The organism is Nonomuraea muscovyensis, from assembly GCF_014207745.1.
Taxonomy (GTDB): Bacteria; Actinomycetota; Actinomycetes; order Streptosporangiales; family Streptosporangiaceae; genus Nonomuraea; species Nonomuraea muscovyensis.
The window spans coordinates 25,251-48,907 of the sequence record NZ_JACHJB010000005.1 but is presented as its reverse complement, the minus strand read 5'-3'; the positions used below and the strand labels follow the sequence as shown (position 1 = coordinate 48,907).

Below are 23,657 nucleotides of genomic sequence, written 5' to 3'. Positions count from 1 at the left end.
CCGGGATGGCTGATCGAGATGGCTGATCAGGATGGCTGATCAGGATGGCTGATCACTGTGGTTGAGTCTCCGCACGTCTGGTGGCGGCGGCGCAGCCTGCGCTTCCGGCTGACCGTGGTCGCGGCGGCTGTGCTCGCCGCCGCCCTGGCGCTGTCGGGGGCCGTGCTGCTCAACGTGCTCGACCGGACGCTGGTGGACACGGTCGACGACGCGCTGCGCCAGCAGGCGCAGACGGTCCGCGTGCACGCCGACGGCGGCACGCTGACCAGCCCCATCACCACCCACGACGGCACGGTCGTGCAGGTGCTGGACGCCTCGGGCCGCATCACGCACGTCACCTACGGGACCGACCGGCTGGTGCCGCTGCTGGACGCCCGCACCAGGGCGTGGGCGCTGCGCGAGGGCCGCGCGGTCTATCTGGACGGCCGGCCGTACGCGATCCCGGGCACGCTGCGGGCCGTGGTGCTCAGCGCCGACCGCGGGCAGACCGTGGTCGCCGCCCGTTCCGTCGGCGAGATCCGCAAGAGCCTGGCCACGGCGCGCAAGGTGCTGCTCGTGGGCACGCCGCTGCTGCTCGTCCTGCTGGCGGTGGCCAGCCGGTTCATCATCGGCCGCACGCTGCGCCCGATCACCGCGCTGCGCAAGGGCGCGGCCGAGATCACGCACACGGCCAGGTCGCGCCGGCTGCCGGTGCCCGAGTCGCGCGACGAGGTGCACTCGCTGGCCGTCACGCTCAACGACATGCTGGTCAGGCTGGAGGAGGCCGAGCAGCGCCAGCGCGCGCTCGTCTCCGACGCCGCGCACGAGCTGCGCAGCCCGCTCGCCAGCATCCGGCTGCAGCTGGAGGTGGCACTCGGCCATCCCGAGGGCCAGGACTGGCGCGAGACGGCCGAGGGCGTCCTGGAGGACGCGATGCGGCTGTCGCGGCTGGCGGAGGACCTGCTCGCGCTGGCCCGCCTCGACGAGCGCGGCGGCGTGCCCGCCCGGCGCGAGCCGGTCGACCTCGACCAGGTGGTGCGCCAGACGCTCGACCGGTACGGCGAGGCGCGGCTGGCGGCGTGCGAGCCCGTGGTGGTCCGGGGTGACGCGCTGGACCTGAGCCGGGTGCTGACCAACCTGGTGGACAACGCCGTCCGGCACACCTCCTCCGAGGTGGAGGTGTCGCTCACCGCCGACGGGGTGCTGACGGTGACCGACGACGGGCCGGGCATCCCGGAGCAGGACCGGGAGCGGGTCTTCAACAGGTTCACCCGGCTCGACTCGGGCCGCAGCCGGGACGAGGGCGGGGCCGGGCTGGGCCTGGCCATCGTGCGGGAGACGGTGCGGGCCCATGGCGGCGCGGTGCATCTGGAGGACGCGTCGCCGGGGTTGCGCGTGGTGGTGCGGCTGCCGGTGGCCGGCTGAAGGACGGGACGCCAGGCCCGCACACCAGGCCCGTACGCCGGGTCAGGCGGCGGTGCCCCGTTCGGCGGTGGACAGGAAGTCCTGCGCGATGAGCGGCAGCCGGCGGCGCGCGTGCACGATGGCGATGACGCGGCGCACGGCCGGGTCGAGGGAGCGGACCACCAGACCGGCCCGGCTCGCCTGCTCGGCCATCCCCCGGTACCACAGCAGCGAGGCCTGGCCGCTGCGCACGGCGCTGAGCCAGCCGTTGCGCTCGTCGGTCTCGAGCACCACCACCGGTTTGACGGCGTACTTGCCGAACATGGCGTCGAGCTCGCGCCGCCGGACGCTGCCGCGGGCGGGCAGGGCCAGGCGCATGCCGTCGAGTCTGCCCATCGGCACGGGGTTGGGCAGCTTGAGGCCGGGCGGGGAGATCAGCACGATCTCCTGGCGTTCGAGGGGATGGGTGATGAGGTCGGCGGGCACCGGCAGGTCGGTCAGCCCGAGGTCCGCGCGGTGGTCCCGGATGGCGCTGACCACGGCGTCACGGCCGTCGCAGCGCACGATGTGGATGCGCACCCCGGGATGGTCGGCGGTGTAGGCGGGCAGGAGCCGCCCCGCGAGGCCGGGTTCGAGGCTGGGCGTGGCGGCGATGCGGAGCTCCGCGTCGGGGGACGCGGTATGGCTGGCGAGGCCCTCGATCTCGTGGACGGCGTCGAGCGCCTCCCGTGCCAGCTTGACGACCCGGCGGCCCTGCGCGGTGACCACCACGCCGCGGCCCGAACGGGCGAAGAGGGTCATGCCGAGCTCTCGTTCCAGGTCCCGGATCGCGCGCGAAAGCGCAGGCTGCGCGATGTAGAGCGACCTGGCCGCGTCGGTCATGGTGCGGTGCTCCGCAGTCGCGACCACGTAGCGGAGCTGCTGGAGGTTCATGGCAAAGAAGCTAGGACACGGCCCGCCGCCCGGTCCGGAACATAGCGGAGATCACCTCGAATGATTTCGGACTGTAACCGAGCACTGTCACATCCGTGACGGGTGAGAAATCAGTAAGCTTCTGCCCAAAATCTGGCAAAGGTCCGACGCGTGACGGGAGGAGTCACGTGATACGGACAATCGAGCTGAGGGGGCGTCACGGTGACAGGCAACGGGCAGCATCCCCCGCCGCCCCCGGGCCACGGGCAGCCGCAGCGGCCCGCTTCGCTGCCGTGGCCGCCTCCCGGGCACGGGCAGGGCCCGCCCGGACCGCCGCCCGCACAGCCGTGGCCGGGGCCCGCCTACGGCCCGCCGGCCCAGCAGCCGCCGTACGCCCCCGCGCAGCAACCGCCGCCCGGGGCACCCCAACAGCCGTACCCTCAGCAGCCCTACCCCCAGCAGCCCTATCCTCAGCCGCCGTACGGGCCGCCCCAGCAGCCGCCCGGCGCCCCGTACCAGCCGCAGCCCGGCCCGGCCCAGCAGCAGCCGCACCACCAGCAGCAACGGCACGGCGGCCCGTACGGGCAGCAGCCGCCACCCCCGCCGCCTCCCATGCCGCCGCCCCGGCCGCCCATGCCGCCGCAGGGCCACGGCTGGCCGCAGCCGCGCAGGAAGTCCGGCATGGGGGCGGCCGGGGTGATCGGCCTGGTGTTCGGGGCGATGGCCGGGCTGCTCGTGCTGGTCGTGGTGGGCTCGGCGGTGTTCAAGAGCTCGTCGCGCAGCGAGGTCGGCACGCCGGTGGCGCTCCCCACCTACACCCCGTACGAGCGCAAGACCACCCCGAACCGGACGGAGAGCCGGTCCGAGAAGCCCACGCGGCGGCCCACGCCCACCCGCACCCGCGACACCACCGTGGACCCGCCCGCCAAGGTCACGCTCAACACGAGCCTGAAGAACAACACCATGTACCGGGCGGGCGCCCTGCCCCGGCTGACCTGCCGGGCCGGCAACGCCAGCATCTTCAACCACGCCCAGCTCAAGTCGCTGATCCTGAAGACGGGCAGGTGCATGGACCAGGCATGGGGGCCGATCCTGCGCAGGCAGGGCATCGCCTTCAGCCCGCCGGGCTACGCCATCGCGGCGGGCCGGGGCCGGGGCGCGTGCGGCGACTACCCGTCGCGCGGCAGCATCGTGCCCTACTACTGCCCGCGCAACAACACCATCTACGCCTCCACCTCGGCGATGGCCAGGGGCAACGGCAACCAGCGCGGCTACGGGCAGATCGTCTCCTGGCACGGCGCGATCATCAGCATGATGGCCCACGAGTACGGACACCACGTGCAGAACATCACGGGGCTGATGGACTCCTGGTGGCGCCAGACGCTCGACTCCACCAGCAGCAGCGGCAAGCTGGCGCTCAGCCGAAGGTTGGAGCTCCAGGCCACCTGCTTCGGTGGCATGTGGATGCGCTCGGTCGCGGCGAGCTATCCGGTCGCGACCGGCAACCGGGCCCGCCTGTTCGCCTTCTACGGGCAGGTGGGCGACCATCCCGGATATCCGCGCGACCACGGGTCTCCGGCGAACAACTTCCGGTGGTTCCGGCAGGGCTGGGAGCGGAGTCAGGCCTACCAGTGCAACACCTGGCTGGCGCCCTCCTCCTCGACGTCATAAGGTCTTCTGCTGTTCATCTCAGCTTGGGCACATGTCTCTGATGTCCCCTTATGGCAGCTAGAATCCTGGCAATCTTGTGCCCAACGGGGGGCAAAACTGTGTTTTGCCAGGTAGGCGTGTGAAGGAGCCGGCGTGAGCAAGCGCGATGGGGTAGACACCGGGGGCAGAAAACGGCGCCCTGCCCGCCGCCCCCGCCCGACGTCGGGCGGTGAGCCTGGCTCCGGCGCCCGCGGCTCCGCGGCCTCCGGCGGGCCGGCGTCCGCCGACGCGGGCAGGGTCCCGTCAGCCGACCCGGGCAAGGCCCGCCCGGCGGACACCTCCCCCTCGGCGGGCGCGGCCGGGACGTCGCCCGGCGGCGCGGGGCGCCAGAAGCCCCCGGGCAGAGCGGAGGGCAAGGGACCGGGCCGGGCGCCCGGCCGCGCGCCCGCCGGCGCGCCCCGCTTCGCCAAGCCGCTCAACGCGGGCTCCGTCCTGGGCTGGACCGCCCTGTCCGCCATCGTGCCCGGCGCCGCTCACCTGCGCGCCGGGCACCGCCGTACCGGGCTGGCGCTGCTCGGCGTGTACGCCGTCCTGCTGATCGCCGCGCTCGCCTTCGGGCTGACGCGCAACGACGAGAACCTCGGCGCCTTCGCGGGCAACGGCATGATGGTGACGATGGTCGTGCTGCTGTCGGTGGGCGCGCTGTGCTGGTTCGCGCTGCTGGTCACCTCGTACGTGGCGCTCAACCCGAGCCGGCTCGACCAGCAGGGGCAGATCGTCTCCGGCATCCTGGTCGGCGTGCTCTGCGTGGCGGTGATGTCGCCGTTCGCCCTCGGGGCCAACGCGGTGCTGACCGTGCGCGACACGTTCCGGACCATCTTCCCGAGCGTCAGCACGGAACCGGGCGTCGCGCCGATCAAGGAGGAGGACCCGTGGAACGGCAGGAAGCGGGTCAACTTCCTGCTGCTCGGCGGTGACGCGGCCGGCAACCGCACCGGCGTGCGCACCGACAGCATGAACGTGGCCAGCGTGGACATCGAGACGGGCAACACCGTGCTGTTCAGCCTGCCGCGCAACCTGCAGCACGTGCGCTTTCCCCCCTCCTCGCCGCTGCACAAGCAGTTCCCCAACGGCTACATGGCCGAACTGGGCCAGGGCGGCCTGCTCAACGAGGTGTGGCAGTACGCCAACGACCACCCGCAGATCATGGGCGGCAAGAACAAGGGCGCGCGGGCGCTGATGGACGCCATCGGCCACACGCTCGGCATCAAGATCGACTACTACGCCCTGATGAACATGTACGGCTTCGCCGACCTGGTGGACGCCATCGGCGGCCTGCGCATCCGGGTCGAGCAGGACGTCAGGTGGGGCGGCCTGTACGGCACCGCGGGCACCATCAAGGCGGGGACCCGGATGCTGTCGGGCGAGCAGGCCCTGTGGTACGGCCGGTCCCGGGTGGGCAGTGACGACTTCTCCCGGATGGGCCGCCAGCGCTGCGTCATCGGCGCCTTCGCCAAGCAGGCCACCCCGGACAAGATCCTGCTGAACTTCTCCAAGATCGCCTCGGCCACCAAGCGGCTGGCCCAGACGAACATCCCCCAGCAGCTCGTGGAGCCGCTGGTCGGGCTGGCGCTCAAGGTGAAGAAAGCCAAGATCACCAGCATGCAGTTCGTCCCGCCGGAGTTCTGGCCCGGCTCGCCGGACTGGGTGAAGATCCGGCGCGCGGCGGCGAAGGCGATCGCCGACTCGACCAGGCCGCCCCGCCGGGCCGCCGCGGCCGCCGCCTCTCCGACGGCCTCGACCGCCCCCAGCACGTCGGCCGCCGCCAAGCCGACGCAGACGCCCACCCGCAACAACCAGAAGTCGGCCCAGTCGCTGGAGGAGCTCTGCGGCTTCTGACCTGACGGACGAAACCCCCTGGTCTCCCGCGACCAGGGGGTTTCGTCCGCCAGGCCGCCAGCGCCGCCAGGCCGCCAGGCCGCCAGGCCGCCAGCGCCGCCAGGCCGTCAGGCCGCCGGCGCCGTCGAGCGGGGCAGCAGCGCGAACGCGCCCAGGTAGACGACGGCCGCCACGATCAGCAGACCCTGGTAGCCGATCACCAGCGCCAGGTACTCCAGGCACCCGCCCACCATCGCCCCCAGCAGGTTGGCGCCGAACGCGGTGGTGCCGTCGGCCGTGTCCGCGAAGCGCTTGGCGAAGACCACGTTCGCGGCGAAGATCGGCAGGAACGCCACCGTCACCGCCGCCACCGCGCGCAACGGCAGGGGCAGCGACAGCAGCCACGCGTTGGGCACCAGCCAGGCCAGCAACAGGCCGGCGAGCAGCACGCCGTACATGACCGGCAGCGGCGGGGTGCGGAAGCGGCGGGTCACCTCGACGGCGGCGAGCACCGCCACCAGCACGCCGGCGAACACGATCGCGTTGACCACCCATGTGGTGCCGAACAGCAGCGCGAACCCGGTGACGCTCTTGGTCTCCAGCAGCAGGAACGCCACCCCGAGCAGGAACAGGTCGGCATAGGGGCGCATCCGCCGGTAGGGGCCGGCGACGACGCGCACGGCCAGCAGGCTGACGGCGAGGATGAGACCGAGCGTGATGAGGTAGATCGGCGGGATCGTCCGGTCCTTGAGGTAGAGGAACGGCCGGTCGTCGCCGGCGGGCGGCGGGGTGGCGGCCGTGGCGCCGGCCCACGCCGGGCCGCACCGCTGCGCGGCGGGGGTCGCGCCGGCGGTGATGACGGCCTGCTGGCCGGCGGTGCTGACCACGTCGACGCACGGCCGGTGCCCGAAGGCGGCCTGCACGGTCGAGGCGAGCCGGTCGACGAGCCAGCTCTCGCGGTAGTAGTTGTACATGGCGAACGCGCCGCCGGGCTTGAGCCGGTCGCGGGCGGCCCGCATGGCCTCCTCGGTGAACAGGTAGCTCTCCAGGCGCAGCGAGCTGGCCCCCGACACGAGGGTGAGCGAGTCGGGCAGCGCGAAGAGGATCAGGTCGTAGCGGGCCGAGGTGCGTTCGAGGAAGGCGCGGCCGTCGGTGATGTGCGTGGTGACGCGCGGGTCGGCGTAGGGGCGGTCGGGGTGCGTGGAGCCGCCCAGCTCGCGCAGCTTGGGGTCGATCTCGACGGCGTCGACCCGGCTCGCGCCCCTGGACAGCGCGATGGCGACGTCCGTGCCGCTGCCCGCGCCGACGATGAGCACGTCCTTGGGCGCCGCGACGGCCCGCTCGTACGGCAGGCCGTACTGGCGTTCCCACTGCAGCCGGGCGGCGGCGGGCACGGCCTGCTGGTGCGGGATGCCGTTGACGGCGATGTCGGTCACCGGCACGTCCAGCACCCGGCCCTGGCTGTAGGTGACCTTGTAGTACGGCGACCAGAGCGCCCCGGCGGTCAGCGACTCGGCGAGCAGCAGCGCCACCACCGCGAGGGACGGCACGGTGACGAGCCCCAGGTACGGCACCAGCCGTCCCGCCGAACGCGGCGCCGAGCGTCCCGGCGCCAGCAGCACCCCGTAGGCGGCGGCCGCGATGATCCCCCAGTAGACGGGCGGCGCGCTGAGGAACGACAGCGCCGTGAAGGCGGCGATCCCGGCGAGGCTGCCGATCAGGTCGTAGCGGTAGGCCTCCAGGCGGGGCAGCTCCGGAAAGCACCTGCCGACCAGTTCGGCAGGGCCCATGAGCACCACCGCGGCGGCGCAGAAGACGACCGGCAGGATGAGCCACGCGGGCGGCCCCGCGGTGTGCAGGCTCGTCCAGTAGAGGACGCCCTCGGTGTCGCGGTCGACGGTGACGGGGAACGTCAGCACCACGATCACCAGGCCGAACAGCACGACCGGCGAGTAGTAGGGCCGGCTCTTCGACCTGCCGACGCGAAGGAAGCCGAGCCCGATGCCGAGGAACGAGCCGAGCAGCACGAAGTTGGTGAAGTAGCTCAGGTGCACGATGTTGGACCCGGTCCAGCGGATCAGGGCCAGCTCCAGGAAGAGCATGAACCCGCTGGCGAGGACGAGCCTCGGCCGGACCGCCAGCCAGTGGTCCGCGCCCTCGGAGACCGGCTTTCGCGCCTGAAGCGTCATGACGCCTCACCGTAGTGAACGCGAGAGGATCACGGAAGGTCGCCGGGCCGAAGAAATCATCAACCGCGTGTCCTGCATGGTGGTGCTTTCGGCCTGCTCATCCTTTACACACCGCTGGACGCGGGGCCCGGGTTGGAGGAACGTTGGAACGTTCCTTCCCCCAGCTCCCCGGTGGTGATTCCCGTGCGGGTCATGATCCAGCTCCGCCCGTCCCCCGACCTGGTCGCCGCCGTGGCCGACCCCGAGCGCACGGCGAGCACGGCCGACGTCGCCGACGGGCTGCCCGGCGTCGAACTGGACGCCGGCTTCACGCCCGTGGCGCTCCCCCGCCCGCTCCCGGCGGCCGGCGGCGACCCGCTCTCGCTGCGCGGGCCGCTCGACTTCTCGATGGCCGCCGAGGACGCCTCGGTGCTGGTGCGCGGCACACTCCCCGACGACGAAACGGCCACCCGGGTGGCGATGCTGCTGGCGCTGCGCCCCGACGTCGCGGGCGTGTTCGCCGACCCGGTGATCGAGTCCAGCCTCACCTGCGGCGGCGACCCGCCGGTGGGCGACTGGCACGACGTGGAGCGGCTGATCGGCGGGCCGGAGCTGCGGGCCGAGGGCCTCGACGGGAGCGGGGTCGCGCTGGCCGTGCTCGACACCGGGGTCAACGCCGCCCACACCGCCCGGCGCCTCGGGCGCGACTTCACGCTCGACGCCCGGCGGAGCTGGGTGCCCGCCGGAGTGCGGGGCCGGCCGGGCGAGTTCGAGGTGGACCACGGCACGATGTGCGCGTTCGACGCGCTCATCGGCGCGCCGCGCGCCTCGGTGATCGACATCCCGGTGCTGCTGTCGAGGCGGCCCGGCGGGTCGGCGATCGACGGCCTGCTGTCCGACGCGGTGGCGGCGTTCGCGCATCTGCGCACGGTGCTGCAGGACCAGCCCGCCGCCTCCCGGGCGCTGGTGGTCAGCAACTCGTGGGGGTCGTTCTCGCCGGAGTGGGACTTCCCGGTCGGGCATCCGGGCAACTACTCCGACGGTCCCGCGCACCCGTTCAACGTGATGGTGGCGGCGCTGGAGCGGGCGGGCGCCGACGTGCTGTTCGCCGCCGGCAACTGCGGCACGCAGTGCCGCGACGGGCGGTGCGCGTTCCCCGACCGGCCGATCGTGGGCGCCAACTCCCACCCGCAGGCGCTGTCGGTGGGCGGCGTCGACGTCCGCGGCCATCGCGTCGGCTACTCCTCGCAGGGGCCCGGCCGGTTGAGCGACCGCAAGCCCGACCTGTGCGCCTACACGCACTTCTCGGGCTCCCACGCGTTCGGCGTCGCGGAGCCCGACTCGGGCACCTCGGCGGCGACACCCGTCCTGGCCGGGCTGGTGGCCGCGGTGCGCACGCGGTGGCCGTGCACCCGGCTGTCGCCGGCCCAGCTCCGCACGCTGCTGCGCCGCAGCGCCGACGACCGCGGCGCACTGGGCTTCGACTACGACCACGGATACGGCGTCGTGGACCCGACCGGCGTCCTCGCCGCCCTGCGGCGCCGCGCCGAGAGCTGACCGCACGGCCGCGCGCCGGGGTTCCGCCCCGGCGCGCGGCTCGACCGTCCTAGGCGTTCTCCCGGTGGAAGACCCGGGTCCCGACCGCCACGCCCAGCCCGGCGAAGGCCACCGTCACCACCGCCCCGACGTGGACGGTGGTGCTCGCGTAGTGGCCGGCGAACAGCTCGCGCAGCGCCTCCAGCACGTACCTGAACGGGCTGACGTAGGAGATCGCGTTCAGCCAGCCCGGCGCCATCGACATCGGCAGGAACGCCCCCGACAGCAGCGTGAGCGGCACGACCACGGTCGTCATCACCGGCGCGAACAGGTGCTCGTTCAGCGTCAGCGCCGCCGCGTACGACAGCGCGGCCAGCCCCGCCCCCAGCAGCAGGACGAGCACGAACGCCGCCAGCAGCCCGGCGAGCGGCACCCGCAGCCCGAAGGCGAAGCCCGCGACGAGCAGCAGCGCGGTCTGCACGGCCAGCGTGACCACGTTGTTGAGCACCCGGCCGAGCAGCAGCGCGAGCCGGCTCGCCGGGGTGACCCGCATCCGCTCCAGCACCCCGAACCTGCTCTCCATGACGATGCCGAACCCGGCCAGTCCCGTGCTCATCAGCCCGAGCTGCACGATCAGACCGGGCACCAGCGTCTCCCAGGTGCCGATCGTGGCGAAGATCGGCCCGAACAGCACGAGGAAGAGCAGCGGCTGGACGGCGCCGAAGACGACGCCGACCTTCTGCTGCATCGTGACGGCGAACCCGTGGCGGAACAGCAGCCACGTGTCGCGCGACGCGGCGGCGAGCGCGGTCACGCGGCCACCCCCTCGCGCAGCGACCTGCCGGTGATGTCGAGGAACACGTCGTCGAGGGTGCGGCCGCCGGCCTTCAACTCGGCCGGGCTGCCCTGGGCCACGATCCGGCCGTGGTCGATGATCAGGAGGCGGTCGCAGAGGGCGTCGGCCTCGTCCAGGTAGTGGGTCGTCAGGAAGATGGTCATCCCGTGCTCGTCGCGCAGGGCGCGGATGTGGTCCCACAGGTGCGCGCGGCTCTGCGGGTCGAGCCCGGTCGTGGGCTCGTCGAGGAAGAGCAGGCCGGGCCGGTGCAGCAGGCCGAAGGCGATGTCGAACCGGCGCCGCTGGCCGCCGGACAGCGCACCGCCCGGCAGGTGCCTCAGGTCCCCCAGGTCGAGCCGGTCCAGTACCTCGGTGATGCGCCGGCGCGCCTCGGCGCGGGTCAGGCCGTGCAGCATGGCGTGCAGTTCGAGCTCGCCGTCGAGGGGGACGGTCAGGTTCACGCCGCCGCCCTGCGAGACGTAGCCGATGTGCCGCCGTACGCCTCGGGGGTCGGCCAGCAGGTCGTGTCCCGCCACGGTGGCGGTGCCCGCCGTGGGCCGCAGGAGCGTGGTGAGCATGCGCATGGTCGTGGTCTTGCCCGCGCCGTTCGGCCCGAGGAAGCCGGCGATCTCACCCCGCTCCACAGTGATGTCCACGCCCCGGACGGCCTCGGCGCCGCCCTTGAACGTCTTGCTGAGACCTCGCGTCTCGATCATTTTTCATCGCCTCCAAAATTAGAGTAGCCACAATTTTGGAGCCACTGCAAACTGGGTAGCATGGGGGCATGGAGGAGGGGCTGCGGGAGCGGAAGAAGCGGGAGACGCGCCGGCGCATCGCCGACATGGCGATGGGGCTGTTCATGGTCAAGGGCTTCGACAACGTCACGGTGGCCGAGGTGGCCCGCGCGGCGGACGTGTCGGTCAACACGGTCTTCAACTACTTCGGCACCAAGGAGGACCTGTTCCTCGACCGGCAGCAGGAGCTCCAGGAGTCCTACGACCGGGTGGTGCGCGAGCGGGCCCACGGCGAGAGCGTGGTGGCGGCCTTCCGCCGCGACTACTTCAGGGCGATGGACGAGTCCGACTGGCGCTACGGGCTCAACGAGGGCGCCGACACGTTCGGCCGGCTGGTGATGGACAGCCCGTCGCTGCGGGCGCGGGCCCGCGAGATCGAGCACCTGACCACGATGAGGCTGGCCGCGACCATCGCCGAGGACACCGGCGCCGACCCCGACGACCTGGCCCCGGAGCTGGTGGCCGCGCAGATCCTCGATCTGACGCGCCTCGTGGCCCGCCACCTGCTGCGCCGCACGATGGCGGGCGAGAGCAGGCTGGAGGCCATGGCCGCCCTGCGCGAGCAGGCGCGGGCGGCCTTCGACCGGCTGGAGTCGGGGATCGGCGACTACGGCCTACGGCCACCGGCCCCGTCCTCCGCGGGCGCGTGACCGTGTTCGCGACCAGCGACGGTCAGCCGTCGAGCCCGTCGAGGATGGCGACCCCGCCGAAGATCAGGGCGAAGAACGCGTAGAGGCCGATCACGGCCAGCATCAGGCAGGTGCCGACGATGCCGCAGATCCGGCCGGCCTGCACGTGGCCGCGGTTTTCGTACATGTAGCCGCTGCTGTCGATCTCGCGCAGCGCCCGGTTGCCCATCACCCAGGCGAACGGCCCGATGAGCGAGCACACGACGAGGCTCAGGATGCCCAGGATGAGGATCGTGGTGCCGTTGGGGTGCGTCAGAGGCGGTCCGTACGGGGATGGACCGTAGTTCGGATATGACATCTGCGCCTCGGCCCCTCGTCCATCGACTCGCTACGGCCGTTTTATACCACAGCGCACAGGGGCGTGGCAGTTGAACGAGCGCTTGCTACACTCGCGGCATGATGGCCGTTCTCAAGCCTTTCGCCCAGTGGCTGGCCTCGACCGAGTGGTTCATGAAGGCCGGGCCCCGGTTCGTCCCGCAGTTCGACCGTGCCCTGCACCGGCTCACGGGCGGGCGGTTGATCAGCAGCGACCGGGTCATCCCCTCGCTGGTCCTGACGACCACCGGCGCCAAAACCGGGCTGCCCCGCCGCTCGCCGCTGGCGTGCCTGCCCGAGGACGACGGCGCGTTCCTCGTCGTGGGCAGCAACTTCGGCGGGCCGACCCACCCGGCCTGGAGCGCCAACCTGCTGAAGAACCCCGAGGCCACGGTCACCCACCGGGGCCGGGAGATCCCCGTCGTGGCCACGCTGCTGACCGGCGAGGCTCGCGCCGAGGCGTGGCCGAGGCTGCTGGCCAACTGGCCGCTCTACGACCGCTACACCGAAAAGTCGGGGCGCGAGCTGCGGGTCTTCCGCCTGACTCCCCCCACGTGATCGTCAGGTGGTGATCACTTACGTCATCATGGTGGGGCAGGCAGCACGTCCCTAGGAGCCCCCACCCGTGCGCGAACGCATCCGCGTCATCGTCTTCGGCAAGCGTTTCCAGCAGTTCATCGTCGCGGTGATCCTGGTCAACGCCGCCACCCTCGGTCTCGAGACCGTGCCGTCCGTCGTGGAGCGGCACGGCGACCTGCTCACCCTGGTCGACCACGCGGCGCTTTACATCTTCGTCGCCGAGCTGGCCGCCAAGGTGTACGTCGAGCGATGGCGGTTCGCGCGCGACCCGTGGAACCTCTTCGACACGCTGATCGTGGGCGTCGCGCTGCTGCCCGCCACGGGCGGGCTGTCGGTGCTGCGGTCGCTGCGCGTCCTGCGCGCGCTGCGCCTGCTGTCGGTGGTGCCCAGCCTGCGCCGGGTGGTCTCGGCCCTGCTGCGCGCGATGCCGGGGATGAGCTCGATCGTGCTGCTGCTGTCGCTGGTGCTGTACGTGGCCGCCGTGATGGCGACGAAGCTGTACGGCCAGACGGCGCCGCAGCGGTTCGGCAGCCTGCCGGTGTCGCTGTTCACCCTGTTCCAGACGATGACGGGCGACGACTGGGGCAACATCGCCCGCGAGGTGATGACCCGCCACCCGTCCGCCTGGGTCTTCTTCACCGCCTTCATCCTGGTCAGCACCTTCATCGTGCTGAACCTCTTCATGGCGGTCGTGGTGAGCGCCATGGAGGAGGAGTCGGCGGCGGAGCGCCAGCGGGCCATGGTGGACCTCGCACTGGCCGGAACGGCCCTGGCACATCCCACCACGTCGGACCCGGCCCCGCCGGTCCCGGCCGCTTCGAGCCCGCCGCCCTCCGGCTCGGCCCCTTCCGGCTCCGCCCCTTACGGCTCGGCCCCTTCCGGCTCCACCCCTTCCGGCTCGATAGGCGCCGGGCCGGTGGCGGCGGCGGGCGGGCCGGAGTTCGCGGCAACTCCCGGGGGCAGCGCGGAGGCGCGGGTCCTGGAGGAGCTGGCCGCGCTGCGCGAGGAGGTCGCCGCGCTGCGCCGCCAGCTCGCGCCCGCCGAGCCCGCGCACCGGAAGTAGGCCCACCCGCTCCGACCCCGGCACGGATCAGCGGGAGTAGAACTCCACGACGAGCTGCTCGTCCACGGGGACCACGACCTGCTCGCGTTCCGGCCAGGCGGTCAGCGTGAAGCGCAGGTCGGCGTGGTCGACCGTCAGGTACGGCGCGATCCGCTCGTCGGCGTGCACGCCCTCGGCGGCGGCCACGAACGGCTGCATCCGGCGCGACCGCTCGCGCACCGTGACCACCTGGCCGGGCTTGACGAGGTAGCTGGGGATGTCCACCTTGCGGCCGTCCACGGCGATGTGCCCGTGGGTCACGTACTGCCGGGCCGCGTAGATCGACGGGGCCAGGCCGGCGCGCAGCACCAGCGAGGCCAGGCGGGTCTCCAGCAGCGAGACCAGTTCGGCGCCGGACGCGCCGGGCCTGCGTACCGCGAGGTCCCAGTAGCGGCGCAGCTGCCGCTCCGACACGTCGTAGTACCAGCGCAGCTTCTGCTTCTCCAGCAGGCGCAGCCCGTAGTCGCCGGTGTTGCGGCGGTTGGTCTTGCGACCGTGCTCGCCGGGCGGGTAGGGGCGCTGCTCGAAGTAGCGCACGGCCTTCCTGGTCAGCGGCACGCCCGCGCGGCGCGACAGGCGCACCTTCGGACCGGTGTAGCGCACGTTCACCTCAATATGATTAGGTAATCCTTACTTAGGTAAGGCTAACCTACAGTCTTGTGCGATCTCAAGGAGCCCCCGTGCTGCCGATCCCCGAACGCGTCCGTACGCTCGCCGCGTCCGCGGCCGTCGCCCGCATGACCCTCGACGGCGTGCCGTCACCCGCCCGGGGCGGCGTGGACGGGCGGGGCCGTCCGGTGCTGCTGGTGCGACCCGGCGAGCGGCTGCACGCGCTGGACGACGAGGCGGTCGTGGCGGTGCATCTCACCGCCACGCGACGGCTCGGCGAGGTGGAGCACCCCCGCGGGCTGATCGAGGTGCAGGGATGGGCGCAGCCCGTACCCGCCGCCGAGGCGCGCGCGGCGGCGGTCGCGGTGGCTGCGGCCAGCCCGGACGAGGCGCTGTTCGAGGCGCTGGAGAGGTACGGCGAGCCCGGCGCGCCCCGGTTGCTGCGGCTCGACGTGGCCCAGGTGGCCTACCTGACCGGCCAGGAGTCGGGGATCCTCGACGCCGACGACTACCTCGACGCGAACCCCGACCCGCTGGCCGAGACGGCCGAACGGGTGCTGGCCCACGTCAACGAGGCGCACCGGGCCCAGCTCGCCGGCGGGGTGTCCCGGCGCCTCGGCGAGGGATCGCGCGACGGCGCGGGCGAGGTTTGGCTGTGGGAGCTCGACCGGTTCGGGGCGACGGTGCACGTGGACGGGTCGCTGATCCGCTTCCCGTGGCCGGTTCCGGCGCACACGGGGCAGTGTCTGGAGACCGCGCTGCGCGGCCTCCTGTGCACCTGCTGAGGCACCTCCGGAATCCACCGGCCGGGTGACGAGTCCCCTGACGAGCGGATAATTCAGACGTCATCGTCTTGATCACGATTAGTGGTGAATAGTCCGACCAGTGGCGGCGGGTCACTATCATCGGCGGCTGTGAGCGACACCGAGCGGCGCAGACGTGTCCTGATGCTCGCCGGCGTGCTGACCGGCACGGCCCTGCTGACCACGGCGGTGGTCCTGGGCGGCGGTGACCTCGCCGGGATACGACTGTCGCCGGCCGACCTGCCGGGCCGCGGGCCGGTGCGGCCGGTCACCGTGGCCGCCACGGGCGGCTCCGACCGTCTCCCCTCGTCCGGCCGGGTGCACACCGTCCCGCCCGTGCACTCCGCCGATCCCCCCACCCTCACCGCGGCGCCCTCCCGGACGCGCCCCCGCCCGACGCCGGAACGCACCCGCCGCACGCTCGCCACGACGTCACCGGAGCCGGTGGCCCCCGGCACGCCGGTGCGGACCACCCGCCCCGCCAGCCCTCCTCCGCAGGCCACCGCCGTGGCCCCCGGTTCCACGTCGAAGGGCGGCCCTCCGTCCGGCCACATCCCACCCGGCCGGACGAAGCAGCCGGACCCGCGCGACGGCGGGCCCGGCACGGTCAAGCCCCAGGAGGCGCAGGCCCGGCAGGGCTAGCCGCCGTCGAGCGGGTTCACGCCGGGAGCCGGGGGCTCACCCGGTCACCGCGACCTCGGTGGCCGGGAAGTCGCTGATCTTCACGGTGAGCCGGGAGGCGGTGGCCGGCAGCCCGAACAGGCTCCAGAACTCCCGCGCCTCGCCCGGTGCGAACTTGCCGGTGGACAGCCGGACGCCCGCCATCTCGGTGCACGCGCAGTACGTGACCGGGCCGTCGTCCCCCGCCACCTCGATGCGGCCCGGCAGGTACTGGCGGCGTTCGGCCTGGTCGGTGAGGCGGACGTTGCTGGCCGCCTGGTAGCGGTACGACATCCACTCGCTGGACCAGTTGAGCCGGTGGTGCCAGGCCTCGCGCTCGCCCCGGTTGGTGAGGCGGTAGGTGAGGACGCCCAGGCCGCCGGGCAGCCGGCGCAGCCCGGTGATCTCGGCCGTGAACGGCTGCCCCTCCGACCGGGCGCTCACCGTCGGGCCCGGCGCGGCGGCCGTCGCCTCACCGGGGGAGGTCGAGGGGGAGGCGGCGGCGGTGGGCGGCGGGGCCGCCTGACGCGGCTTGGCGAAGGTGACCGTGACCCTCCGGTTGCGGCGGCGGCCCTCCTCCTCGTCGTTGCTGTAGAGGGGGCGGCGCGAGCCGTACCCCTGGGCCGTGAAGCGGAGCCCGTCGCGGCTGACGAGCCCGGCGAGCGCCTTGCGCACCGCCTCGGCTCGGCGGCGGGACAGCGGGTCGTTGATGGCGTCGGTGCCCGTGGAGTCGGCGTGCCCGGCGATCTCGACGGTCGTGCCGGAGGAGGCGTCCACGAGCTTGGCGGTGCGCGCCAGGACCGTGCGCGCCCTGCCCGTCAGGTTGGCCTTGTCCACCGCGAAGAGCACGTCGGAGGAGAGGCTGACCTGCAGTTGCCTGCCGTCGTCGGCGGTCTCCTCCGACTTGTCGAGCGCCTCGGACGGCGTCGCGACCAGGTGGCGGACCGGGGTGACGCCGGACAGGTCGGGCATCTCCATGGCCGGCGGGTCGTCGCTGATGGGCACGTTCACGAGGGGCGGGGCGGCCGGGGTGACGACCGTGGCGGTGGCCGGGTTACCCGACGGGGCCGGCACGACGGCGTACACGCCGATGGACGCGCCGGGCTCGATGAAGTACTTCAGGCCGTCGCGGTCCTGGTGGGTGCACAGGCACTCCTCACCTCGCTGGTACGGCATCAGCCAGCGCCGGGCCTGCGCGTCGAGCACCCCGATGCCGGACGCCCAGACGAAGGCGCCGTTCCTGGCGAAGTTGTCCTGCAGGTCGGCGGACCACGGCAGGTCCTTCTCGCCGGTGTTGGACAGGCGGAGCCGGACGAGCAGGTGGGCGCCCTCGACCCGGTTGAGGCCGACGACCTCGATCTTGTACGTGGGCGTCTCGGTGCTGTGGGTGACCGCCAGCGCGGGCCCGGAGTCGGCGGCCGGGGTGGCCGGCGGGGCGCTCGACGGGGGTGCGGTCGTGGCCGGCCCGGACGGGGTGGGGGTGGGGGCGGCGGACGGGGGCCGCGTCGCCGGGTCCGCCGCGCTCGGCAGGGGCACGACGCCGCAGCCGGTCACGGCGAGAGCGAGCGCCACGGAGGTAGCAGTCAGGGTCTTATGCCACATCCGGCATATCCTGCCACACCATAAACACCCTTTTCGGGCGCTATGACGCGGAAGCAGCGCGTCTGGTCAGGCTGTCATCCACGGCGTCGGGCGACAGGACGTGGTCGAGGACCATCACCGCACAGCCGCTGATGCCCGCCCCCGCGCCCAGCCTGCTCGGCTCGATGCGCAGCCGGCGGGTGGCGAGCGCGGTCGAGCGGCGGTAGACGACCTCGCGGATGCTCGACACCAGCGGCCCGAACGTCTCGGCCATGTCGCCGCCGAGCACCACCACCGACGGGTTGAGGATGTTGACCGCACCGGCCAGCACCTCGCCGATCCGGCGGCCCGCCTCGCGCACGGTGGCCATCGTCCGCGCGTCGCCCGCGCGCACCAGCGCGGTCACGTCGCCGATGGTCTTGACGTCCTTGCCGGCCTCGCGAAGCTGGCGCAGCAGCGCGGTGCCGCTGGCGACGGAGTCGACGCAGTCGACGTTGCCGCAGCGGCACAGCACGCCGAGACCGTCGCGGACCGGGATGTGGCCGATCTCGCCGGCCGCCCCCATGGCGCCGCGCAGGATCTCGCCGCCCGCGATGACGCCCGCGCCGATCCTGGTGGACACCTTGACGAACATCAGGTCGGCCAGCTCGGGGTAGACGCCCCGGTGCTCGCCGATGGCCAGCACGTTCACGTCGTTGTCGACGAGCACGGGCACCGGGAAGCGCCCGCGGATGATCGGCGGGATCACCACGCCGGTCCACGACGCCATCACCCGGGCGCTCTCGGTGCGGCCTTCGGCGAACTCCACGGTCGCGGGCACACCCATGCCCACACCTTTGATCATCGTACGGGGACGGTCGCCGAGCAGCTCGTCCCAGGTGTCCATGAGCAGCGGCAGCACCACGTCGGGCCCCTGCTCGACGTCCATGGCGAACTCCCGGCCGGCCAGCTCGCGGGCCGCGAGGTCGCAGACGGCGACCCGGGTGCGGGTCGCCCCGAGCGCGGCCACCAGCACCACGCCGCCCGCGGCGTTGAACTCCAGCCGGACCGGGGGCCGCCCGCCGGTGGAGGGGGCGTCGGCGCGCTCCACGACGAGGCCGCGCTCGAGCAGCTCACCGACGCGCGCCTGCACCGCGGGGCGGGACAGGCCGGTCACCCGGCCGAGGTCCGCCCGTGTCACGGCCTCGCCCGTGCGGATGAGGCGGAGCACCTCGCCACTCGAGGCGAGCGTCGCGGCGGTACGTCGGGCCATCGGCTTAGTGAACCACAGGAGGTTAGGTAATGAAAACTCCGGACTTTTTCATCTCGAATGCCAAAACTCCGCTTGTGCACGACCCAAACTCTGACTAGTGTCCGTTCTGTCCCTCTTACAGATCATCGGAGTTCCGCCTTGTCCTCCCTCTCGACGTCCGCGCTCCCGACGTCCGCCGCGTACACGGCCGATCTGGTGGTGTTCGGCGGCACCGGAGACCTGTCCATGCGCAAGCTGCTCCCGGCGCTTTACCACAGCGACAGGGACGGCCGGCTCTCCCCGGAGACCCGCATCATCGCCCTGTCCCGCGGCGGGCTGGACGACGAGGACTTCCGCGGCAAGGTGGACGCCGAGGTACGCGACCAGGTGCCCGCCGGCGACCCGGCCGGCTGGCGGCGCTTCGTGAACCGGCTCCACCACGTGACCGTCGACGTCGGCGTCCAGAACGCCGACGACACGGCCGGTCCCGGCGGTTCCGGGTGGGACGCGCTGGCGGCGCTGCTGGCGGGGCACGAGGACCGCGACCGCGTCTTCTACCTCGCGAGCCCGCCGCGGACGTTCGGCACGTTCTGCCGCGAGGTGGCGGCGGCCGGTCTGGTCACGCCCCGCTCGCGGGTGGTGCTGGAGAAACCCCTCGGCCACGACCTGGCGTCGGCTCAGCACATCAACGACGAGGTCGGCGCGATCTTCGACGAGCAGCAGATCTTCCGCATCGACCACTACCTGGGCAAGGAGACGGTGCAGAACCTGCTCGTCCTCCGCTTCGCCAACGCCTTCCTGGAACCGATTTGGAACTCCCTCTGGATCGACCACGTGCAGATCACCGCCGCCGAGACCGTCGGCACGCCCGGCCGGCGCGGCTACTACGACCACGCGGGCGCGCTACGCGACATGGTGCAGAACCACCTGCTCCAGCTGCTCTGCCTGACCGCGATGGAGCCTCCGGCGCGCAACGACCGCGAGGCCATCCGCGACGAGAAGGTCAAGGTGCTGCAGTCGCTGCGCCCCATCACGGGCGGCGAGGTCGACCGGTTCACCGTGCGCGGCCAGTACGTCGAGGGTGACGGCATGCCCGGCTACCTCGACGAGCCCGGCTCCACCCCGCCGACCGAGGAGTCGTGCCGGGTGGAGACGTTCACCGCGATCCGCGCCGAGATCCGCAACTGGCGCTGGGCAGGGGTGCCGTTCTACCTGCGCACCGGCAAGCGCATGCCGCGGCGCGTGTCGGAGATCGTGGTGCAGTTCAAGGACGTGCCGCACTCCATCTTCCCGGGCGGGATGCCCAACCGGCTGGTGCTGCGGCTGCAGCCGGAGGATGGCATCGAGCTGCACATCATGGCCAAGGAGCCCGGCGCGGGCGAGGTCACGCTCAAGCCGGTGCCGCTGAGCCTGAGCTTCGGCAAGACGTTCACCGCACGGGTCCCCGAGGCGTACGAGCGGCTGCTCACCGATGTGCTGGCGGGCAACCCGACGTTGTTCATGCGCCGTGACGAGGTCGAGGCCGCCTGGCGGTGGATCGACCCGATCCTGGCCGCCTGGGAGACCTCCACCGAGCTGCCCGAGCCCTACCCCGCGGGCACGGCCGGCCCCGAGGGAGCCCGCGAACTGCTCGGCCGCAGCGGCCGCTCCTGGCACGAGGAGGAGTCGTGACCCCGCCCACCGCCCCCGGCAGCCGTCAGCCCTACGAAGGAGCGTCCTTGAACCCCGTCATCCAGGAGATCACGGACCGGATCGTCGAACGCAGCCGCGCCAGCCGTACCGTCTATCTGGAGCGGATCCGCCGCGACGGCGAGGCGGCCCGCGCCAAGGGGCCCGCCCGCGCCCACCTGGGCTGCGCGAACCTGGCCCACGGCTTCGCCGCCGCGCCCGCCGCCGACAAGCCCCTGCTGCGCGGCACGGCCAAGCCGGGCGTGGCGATCGTGACCAGCTACAACGACATGCTCTCCGCCCACCAGCCGTACGAGACGTACCCGCCGGTGCTGAAGGCGGCGGTGCGCGCGGCCGGCGGCGTCGCGCAGGTGGCGGGCGGCGTGCCCGCCATGTGCGACGGCATCACCCAGGGCCGCGCCGGCATGGAGCTGTCGCTCTACAGCCGCGACGTGATCGCCATGTCCACGGCCATCGCGCTGTCGCACGACATGTTCGACGCGACGCTGCTGCTCGGCGTCTGCGACAAGATCGTGCCCGGCCTGCTGATCGGCGCGCTGCACTTCGGGCACCTGCCCGCGGTGTTCGTGCCGGCCGGGCCGATGACCTCCGGGCTGCCGAACAAGGTCAAGGCCCGAACCCGGCAGCTGTTCGCCGAGGGCAAGGTGGGCCGCGACGAGCTGCTCGACGCCGAGGCCAAGTCCTACCACTCCCCCGGCACCTGCACCTTCTACGGCACCGCCAACTCCAACCAGGCGCTGATGGAGGTCATGGGCCTGCACCTGCCCGGCTCGACGTTCGTCAACCCGCACACCGAGCTGCGCCAGGCGCTGACCGAGGCCGCGGGCCGCCGGGCCGTGGAGATCACCGCGCACGGCTCCGAGTACACCCCGGTCGGCGAGCTGGTCGACGAGAAGGCGATCGTGAACGCCTGCGTCGCGCTGCTGGCGACCGGCGGCTCCACCAACCACACCCTGCACCTGGTGGCCATGGCCGCCGCGGCGGGCATCGTGCTCACCTGGGACGACCTGGCGTGCCTGTCGAAGGCGGTGCCGTCGCTGACCCGCATCTACCCCAACGGCCAGGCGGACGTGAACCACTTCCGCGACGCCGGCGGCATGCAGGTGCTCATCGGCGACCTCATCGACGCCGGGCTGCTGCACGCCGACGTGCTCACGGTGGCCGGACGCGGCCTCGACCACTACCGGTCGGCGCCGGAGCTGCGCGACGGCACCCTGGTGTGGGAGCAGGTCAGCGGAGGCAGCCAGGATCTGGACGTGCTGCGGCCGGTGTCCGAGCCGTTCGCGGCCGACGGCGGCATCCACATGGTCGAGGGCAACCTCGGCCGCGCCGTGAGCAAGGTGTCGGCCGTCAAGCCCGAGCACCTGGTGATCGAGGCCCCGGCCAAGGTGTTCGACGACCAGCTCGACCTGCTGAGCGCGTTCGAGGCGGGCGAGCTGGACGGACAGGACTTCGTCGCGGTCATCCGCTACCAGGGGCCGAGCGCCAACGGCATGCCCGAGCTGCACAAGCTGACCCCGCCGCTGGCCGTCCTGCTCGACCGGGGGCAGCGGGTGGCGATCGTCACCGACGGCCGCATGTCCGGCGCGTCCGGCAAGGTGCCGGCGGCCATCCACCTGTCGCCCGAGGCGGCCGACGGCGGGCCGATCGCGCTGGTGCGCGACGGCGACGTGGTCCGGCTCGACTCGGCGGCCGGGACGCTGGAGCTGCTGGTGCCGGCCGAGGAACTGGCCCGCCGCACGCCGGCCGGCCGGCCGCTGAGCGACGCCCAGTGGGTCGGCACGGGCCGCGAGCTGTTCGCGACGTTCCGCCGGATGGCGGGGCACGCCGAGCAGGGCGCGGGCATCTTCGGCGTCAGCGGCGCCGAGTCGCCGCACCACGGCCCCGGTCTCGGCTTCCCGGCCGAGGCGGGCGCCTCGCATCTGGAGACGAACCGGGTCGGCGCCCACGCGGGGGCCACCGAACGGGCGAGGATCGGCGGCCGGTGAGCGCTCTGCCGTACCCGTGGCTGGTCGCCGACATCGGCGGGACGAACGCGCGCTTCGGGCTGGTCACCGGCCCCGGCGCGCGGCCGTCGCAGGTGGCGGTCCTGGCGGGCGCCGAGCACCGCACCCTTCCCGACGCCGTGGCCGCCTACCTGGCCGAGCACGCGGACGGCGGGCGGCCGGGAGCGGCGTGCCTGGCGGTGGCCGGGCCCGTCGAAGGCGACCGGTACACCCTGACGAACCTGCCGTGGGCGGGCTCCGCCCGCGACCTCGGCGTGCCGAACGCGACGCTGCTCAACGACTTCGAGGCGCTGGCCCTGTCGCTGCCTCACCTGGACGGCGACGACCTGGTACCGATCGGCGGCCCCGACGGTCCCGGGGCCGGTCCCGTCCCGGGGCCGGGGGTCAAGGCCGTGCTGGGGCCCGGCACCGGGCTCGGCGTGGCCGGGCTGGTACCGGTGGGGAGCGGCTGGCTCCCGATCGCGAGCGAGGGCGGGCACGTGAGCGTGCCGGTGCAGGACGACCGGGAGCTGGAGGTCCTGCGCGTCCTGCGCGCCCAGGCCCGCCGCTCCGGGCGCCCCGGCTCCCCCGCCGTCACGCCTGCTCGTACGCCTGCTGTCGCGCCCGTCCACGGCGAGGCCGATCAGGTGGTGGCCGAGCGGGTCCTGTCGGGGCCCGGTCTCGTACGGCTGCACCGGGCGCTGGCCGAGGTGAACGGTGTGACCGCCCCCGAGCTGGCCGCCTCCGACATCGTGGCGCGACAGGACGACCCGCTGTGCGCCGAGACGATCGAGGTGTTCTGCGGGATGCTGGGCAGCTTCGCCGCGAACGTGGCCCTCACCCTGGGCGCCCGTGGCGGGGTTTACCTGGGCGGTGGCGTCCTGCCCCGTATCGTGGAACGCGTGTGCGCGGGTGACTTCCGTGCCAGATTCACCGCGAACCCCGACATGTCTGGATACCTGGATGCCATCGCGACGATGCTGATCGTGGCACCGCAGCCCGCCCTGACCGGCGCCGCAGCCTGGCTCGCCCGGCAGTCCGCCGGGCAATCCACCACCATGTCGACCACCGTGTCGACCGCCGTGTCCACCACCACGTCCACCACCACGTCCACCGGGACGTCGGCTGCCGCACCGGCTGCGGCGTCCGACGCACCGGCCGCCGGGGCCGCGTCCGGCGGCCTGACCACGACGACCGCGACGCCCTGACGGGCGCACGACAGCCGTACCGGGGGCCGATGCCCGTGTCCCCCGGCGGC

20 protein-coding genes are annotated in these 23,657 nt (G+C 72.9%); 12 read left to right on the top strand and 8 right to left on the bottom strand.

All coding sequences use genetic code 11. The features are described from left to right. Positions 1-57: 57 nt before the first annotated feature. Positions 58-1,404, top strand: coding sequence for a sensor histidine kinase (locus FHU36_RS42380; RefSeq protein WP_312892228.1), 1,347 nt, complete (start codon positions 58-60; stop codon positions 1,402-1,404). A gap of 42 nt (positions 1,405-1,446) precedes the next feature. On the opposite strand, the gene FHU36_RS42375 is transcribed toward FHU36_RS42380, so the two are convergent. Then, positions 1,447-2,316 carry a LysR family transcriptional regulator gene (locus FHU36_RS42375; RefSeq protein ID WP_185089807.1) on the bottom strand — a complete coding sequence of 290 codons (870 nt, stop codon included), beginning with the start codon at positions 2,314-2,316 and terminating at the stop codon, positions 1,447-1,449. A gap of 201 nt (positions 2,317-2,517) precedes the next feature. On the opposite strand from FHU36_RS42375, the gene FHU36_RS46690 reads away from it, so the two are divergent. Both FHU36_RS46690 and FHU36_RS46685 read left to right on the top strand, forming a co-directional pair. After that, positions 2,518-3,966 (top strand): neutral zinc metallopeptidase, encoded by a 1,449-nt coding sequence (locus tag FHU36_RS46690; protein ID WP_312892227.1) that lies wholly within the window; start codon positions 2,518-2,520, stop codon positions 3,964-3,966. 132 nt (positions 3,967-4,098) lie between these two features. Further along, positions 4,099-5,844, top strand: a complete 1,746-nt coding sequence (locus FHU36_RS46685; RefSeq protein WP_185089806.1) for an LCP family glycopolymer transferase — start codon at positions 4,099-4,101, stop codon at positions 5,842-5,844. Between the two features lie 107 nt (positions 5,845-5,951). Here FHU36_RS46685 and FHU36_RS42360 read toward each other — a convergent pair whose 3' ends face one another. Beyond that, positions 5,952-8,012, bottom strand: coding sequence for a spermine/spermidine synthase domain-containing protein (locus FHU36_RS42360; protein ID WP_185089805.1), 2,061 nt, complete (start codon positions 8,010-8,012; stop codon positions 5,952-5,954). Positions 8,013-8,204: 192 nt separating this feature from the next. On the opposite strand from FHU36_RS42360, the gene FHU36_RS42355 reads away from it, so the two are divergent. After that, positions 8,205-9,548, top strand: a complete 1,344-nt coding sequence (locus FHU36_RS42355; protein ID WP_221497461.1) for a S8 family peptidase — start codon at positions 8,205-8,207, stop codon at positions 9,546-9,548. Between the two features lie 49 nt (positions 9,549-9,597). Here the strand turns inward: FHU36_RS42355 and FHU36_RS42350 are convergent, their stop codons facing one another. Continuing rightward, positions 9,598-10,341, bottom strand: coding sequence for an ABC transporter permease (locus tag FHU36_RS42350; RefSeq protein WP_312892226.1), 744 nt, complete (start codon positions 10,339-10,341; stop codon positions 9,598-9,600). Next, positions 10,338-11,078 (bottom strand): ABC transporter ATP-binding protein, encoded by a 741-nt coding sequence (locus tag FHU36_RS42345; protein WP_185089803.1) that lies wholly within the window; start codon positions 11,076-11,078, stop codon positions 10,338-10,340. The genes FHU36_RS42350 and FHU36_RS42345 overlap by 4 nt, the downstream gene beginning before the upstream one ends. Before the next feature lie 68 nt (positions 11,079-11,146). Here FHU36_RS42345 and FHU36_RS42340 point away from each other — a divergent pair, with 68 nt between their 5' ends. Continuing rightward, positions 11,147-11,806 (top strand): TetR/AcrR family transcriptional regulator, encoded by a 660-nt coding sequence (locus FHU36_RS42340; RefSeq protein ID WP_185089802.1) that lies wholly within the window; start codon positions 11,147-11,149, stop codon positions 11,804-11,806. Positions 11,807-11,828: 22 nt separating this feature from the next. Here the strand turns inward: FHU36_RS42340 and FHU36_RS42335 are convergent, their stop codons facing one another. Further along, positions 11,829-12,143: a DUF4190 domain-containing protein gene (locus FHU36_RS42335; RefSeq protein WP_185089801.1), complete on the bottom strand. Its 315-nt coding sequence runs from the start codon at positions 12,141-12,143 to the stop codon at positions 11,829-11,831. A 98-nt stretch (positions 12,144-12,241) separates the two neighbouring features. Here FHU36_RS42335 and FHU36_RS42330 point away from each other — a divergent pair, with 98 nt between their 5' ends. Then, on the top strand, positions 12,242-12,718 hold the full coding sequence (locus FHU36_RS42330) for a nitroreductase family deazaflavin-dependent oxidoreductase (protein WP_221497442.1): 477 nt from the start codon (positions 12,242-12,244) through the stop codon (positions 12,716-12,718). A gap of 67 nt (positions 12,719-12,785) precedes the next feature. Next, positions 12,786-13,802: an ion transporter gene (locus FHU36_RS45315; RefSeq protein ID WP_312892225.1), complete on the top strand. Its 1,017-nt coding sequence runs from the start codon at positions 12,786-12,788 to the stop codon at positions 13,800-13,802. Positions 13,803-13,829: 27 nt separating this feature from the next. Here the strand turns inward: FHU36_RS45315 and rpsD are convergent, their stop codons facing one another. After that, entirely contained in the window at positions 13,830-14,444 is a 615-nt protein-coding gene (rpsD, locus tag FHU36_RS42320) for a 30S ribosomal protein S4 (protein ID WP_185089977.1), read from the bottom strand. A 77-nt stretch (positions 14,445-14,521) separates the two neighbouring features. Here rpsD and FHU36_RS42315 point away from each other — a divergent pair, with 77 nt between their 5' ends. Both FHU36_RS42315 and FHU36_RS42310 read left to right on the top strand, forming a co-directional pair. Next, on the top strand, positions 14,522-15,235 hold the full coding sequence (locus FHU36_RS42315; protein WP_185089800.1) for a DUF2470 domain-containing protein: 714 nt from the start codon (positions 14,522-14,524) through the stop codon (positions 15,233-15,235). A gap of 129 nt (positions 15,236-15,364) precedes the next feature. Then, the gene (locus tag FHU36_RS42310) at positions 15,365-15,895 is read left to right on the top strand and encodes a hypothetical protein (RefSeq protein ID WP_185089799.1); all 531 of its coding nucleotides are present in this window, start codon (positions 15,365-15,367) and stop codon (positions 15,893-15,895) included. Positions 15,896-15,931: 36 nt separating this feature from the next. Here the strand turns inward: FHU36_RS42310 and FHU36_RS42305 are convergent, their stop codons facing one another. Both FHU36_RS42305 and FHU36_RS42300 read right to left on the bottom strand, forming a co-directional pair. After that, positions 15,932-17,515 carry an OmpA family protein gene (locus FHU36_RS42305; RefSeq protein ID WP_185089798.1) on the bottom strand — a complete coding sequence of 528 codons (1,584 nt, stop codon included), beginning with the start codon at positions 17,513-17,515 and terminating at the stop codon, positions 15,932-15,934. Between the two features lie 40 nt (positions 17,516-17,555). After that, positions 17,556-18,746: an ROK family transcriptional regulator gene (locus FHU36_RS42300; RefSeq protein ID WP_185089797.1), complete on the bottom strand. Its 1,191-nt coding sequence runs from the start codon at positions 18,744-18,746 to the stop codon at positions 17,556-17,558. A 138-nt stretch (positions 18,747-18,884) separates the two neighbouring features. Between FHU36_RS42300 and zwf the strand changes: the two genes are divergently transcribed. The 3 genes from zwf to FHU36_RS42285 are packed head-to-tail and all read left to right on the top strand — an operon-like array spanning position 18,885 to position 23,607. Continuing rightward, the gene (gene zwf, locus FHU36_RS42295) at positions 18,885-20,396 is read left to right on the top strand and encodes a glucose-6-phosphate dehydrogenase (protein WP_281394640.1); all 1,512 of its coding nucleotides are present in this window, start codon (positions 18,885-18,887) and stop codon (positions 20,394-20,396) included. 47 nt (positions 20,397-20,443) lie between these two features. Next, positions 20,444-22,402, top strand: coding sequence for a phosphogluconate dehydratase (gene edd / locus FHU36_RS42290; RefSeq protein ID WP_185089795.1), 1,959 nt, complete (start codon positions 20,444-20,446; stop codon positions 22,400-22,402). After that, positions 22,399-23,607 (top strand): glucokinase, encoded by a 1,209-nt coding sequence (locus FHU36_RS42285; RefSeq protein WP_312892224.1) that lies wholly within the window; start codon positions 22,399-22,401, stop codon positions 23,605-23,607. Before edd ends, FHU36_RS42285 begins: the two co-directional genes overlap by 4 nt. Positions 23,608-23,657 lie beyond the last annotated feature (50 nt).

Coding starts and splice junctions, on each gene's coding strand:
- FHU36_RS42375 (WP_185089807.1), bottom strand. CDS start 2,316: ATGAACCTCCAGCAGCTCCGCTACGTGGTCGCGACTGCGGAGCACCGC.
- FHU36_RS42360 (WP_185089805.1), bottom strand. CDS start 8,012: ATGACGCTTCAGGCGCGAAAGCCGGTCTCCGAGGGCGCGGACCACTGG.
- FHU36_RS42330 (WP_221497442.1), top strand. CDS start 12,242: ATGATGGCCGTTCTCAAGCCTTTCGCCCAGTGGCTGGCCTCGACCGAG.
- FHU36_RS42335 (WP_185089801.1), bottom strand. CDS start 12,143: ATGTCATATCCGAACTACGGTCCATCCCCGTACGGACCGCCTCTGACG.
- FHU36_RS42345 (WP_185089803.1), bottom strand. CDS start 11,078: ATGATCGAGACGCGAGGTCTCAGCAAGACGTTCAAGGGCGGCGCCGAG.
- FHU36_RS42355 (WP_221497461.1), top strand. CDS start 8,205: ATGATCCAGCTCCGCCCGTCCCCCGACCTGGTCGCCGCCGTGGCCGAC.
- FHU36_RS42300 (WP_185089797.1), bottom strand. CDS start 18,746: ATGGCCCGACGTACCGCCGCGACGCTCGCCTCGAGTGGCGAGGTGCTC.
- FHU36_RS42340 (WP_185089802.1), top strand. CDS start 11,147: ATGGAGGAGGGGCTGCGGGAGCGGAAGAAGCGGGAGACGCGCCGGCGC.
- FHU36_RS42305 (WP_185089798.1), bottom strand. CDS start 17,515: ATGTGGCATAAGACCCTGACTGCTACCTCCGTGGCGCTCGCTCTCGCC.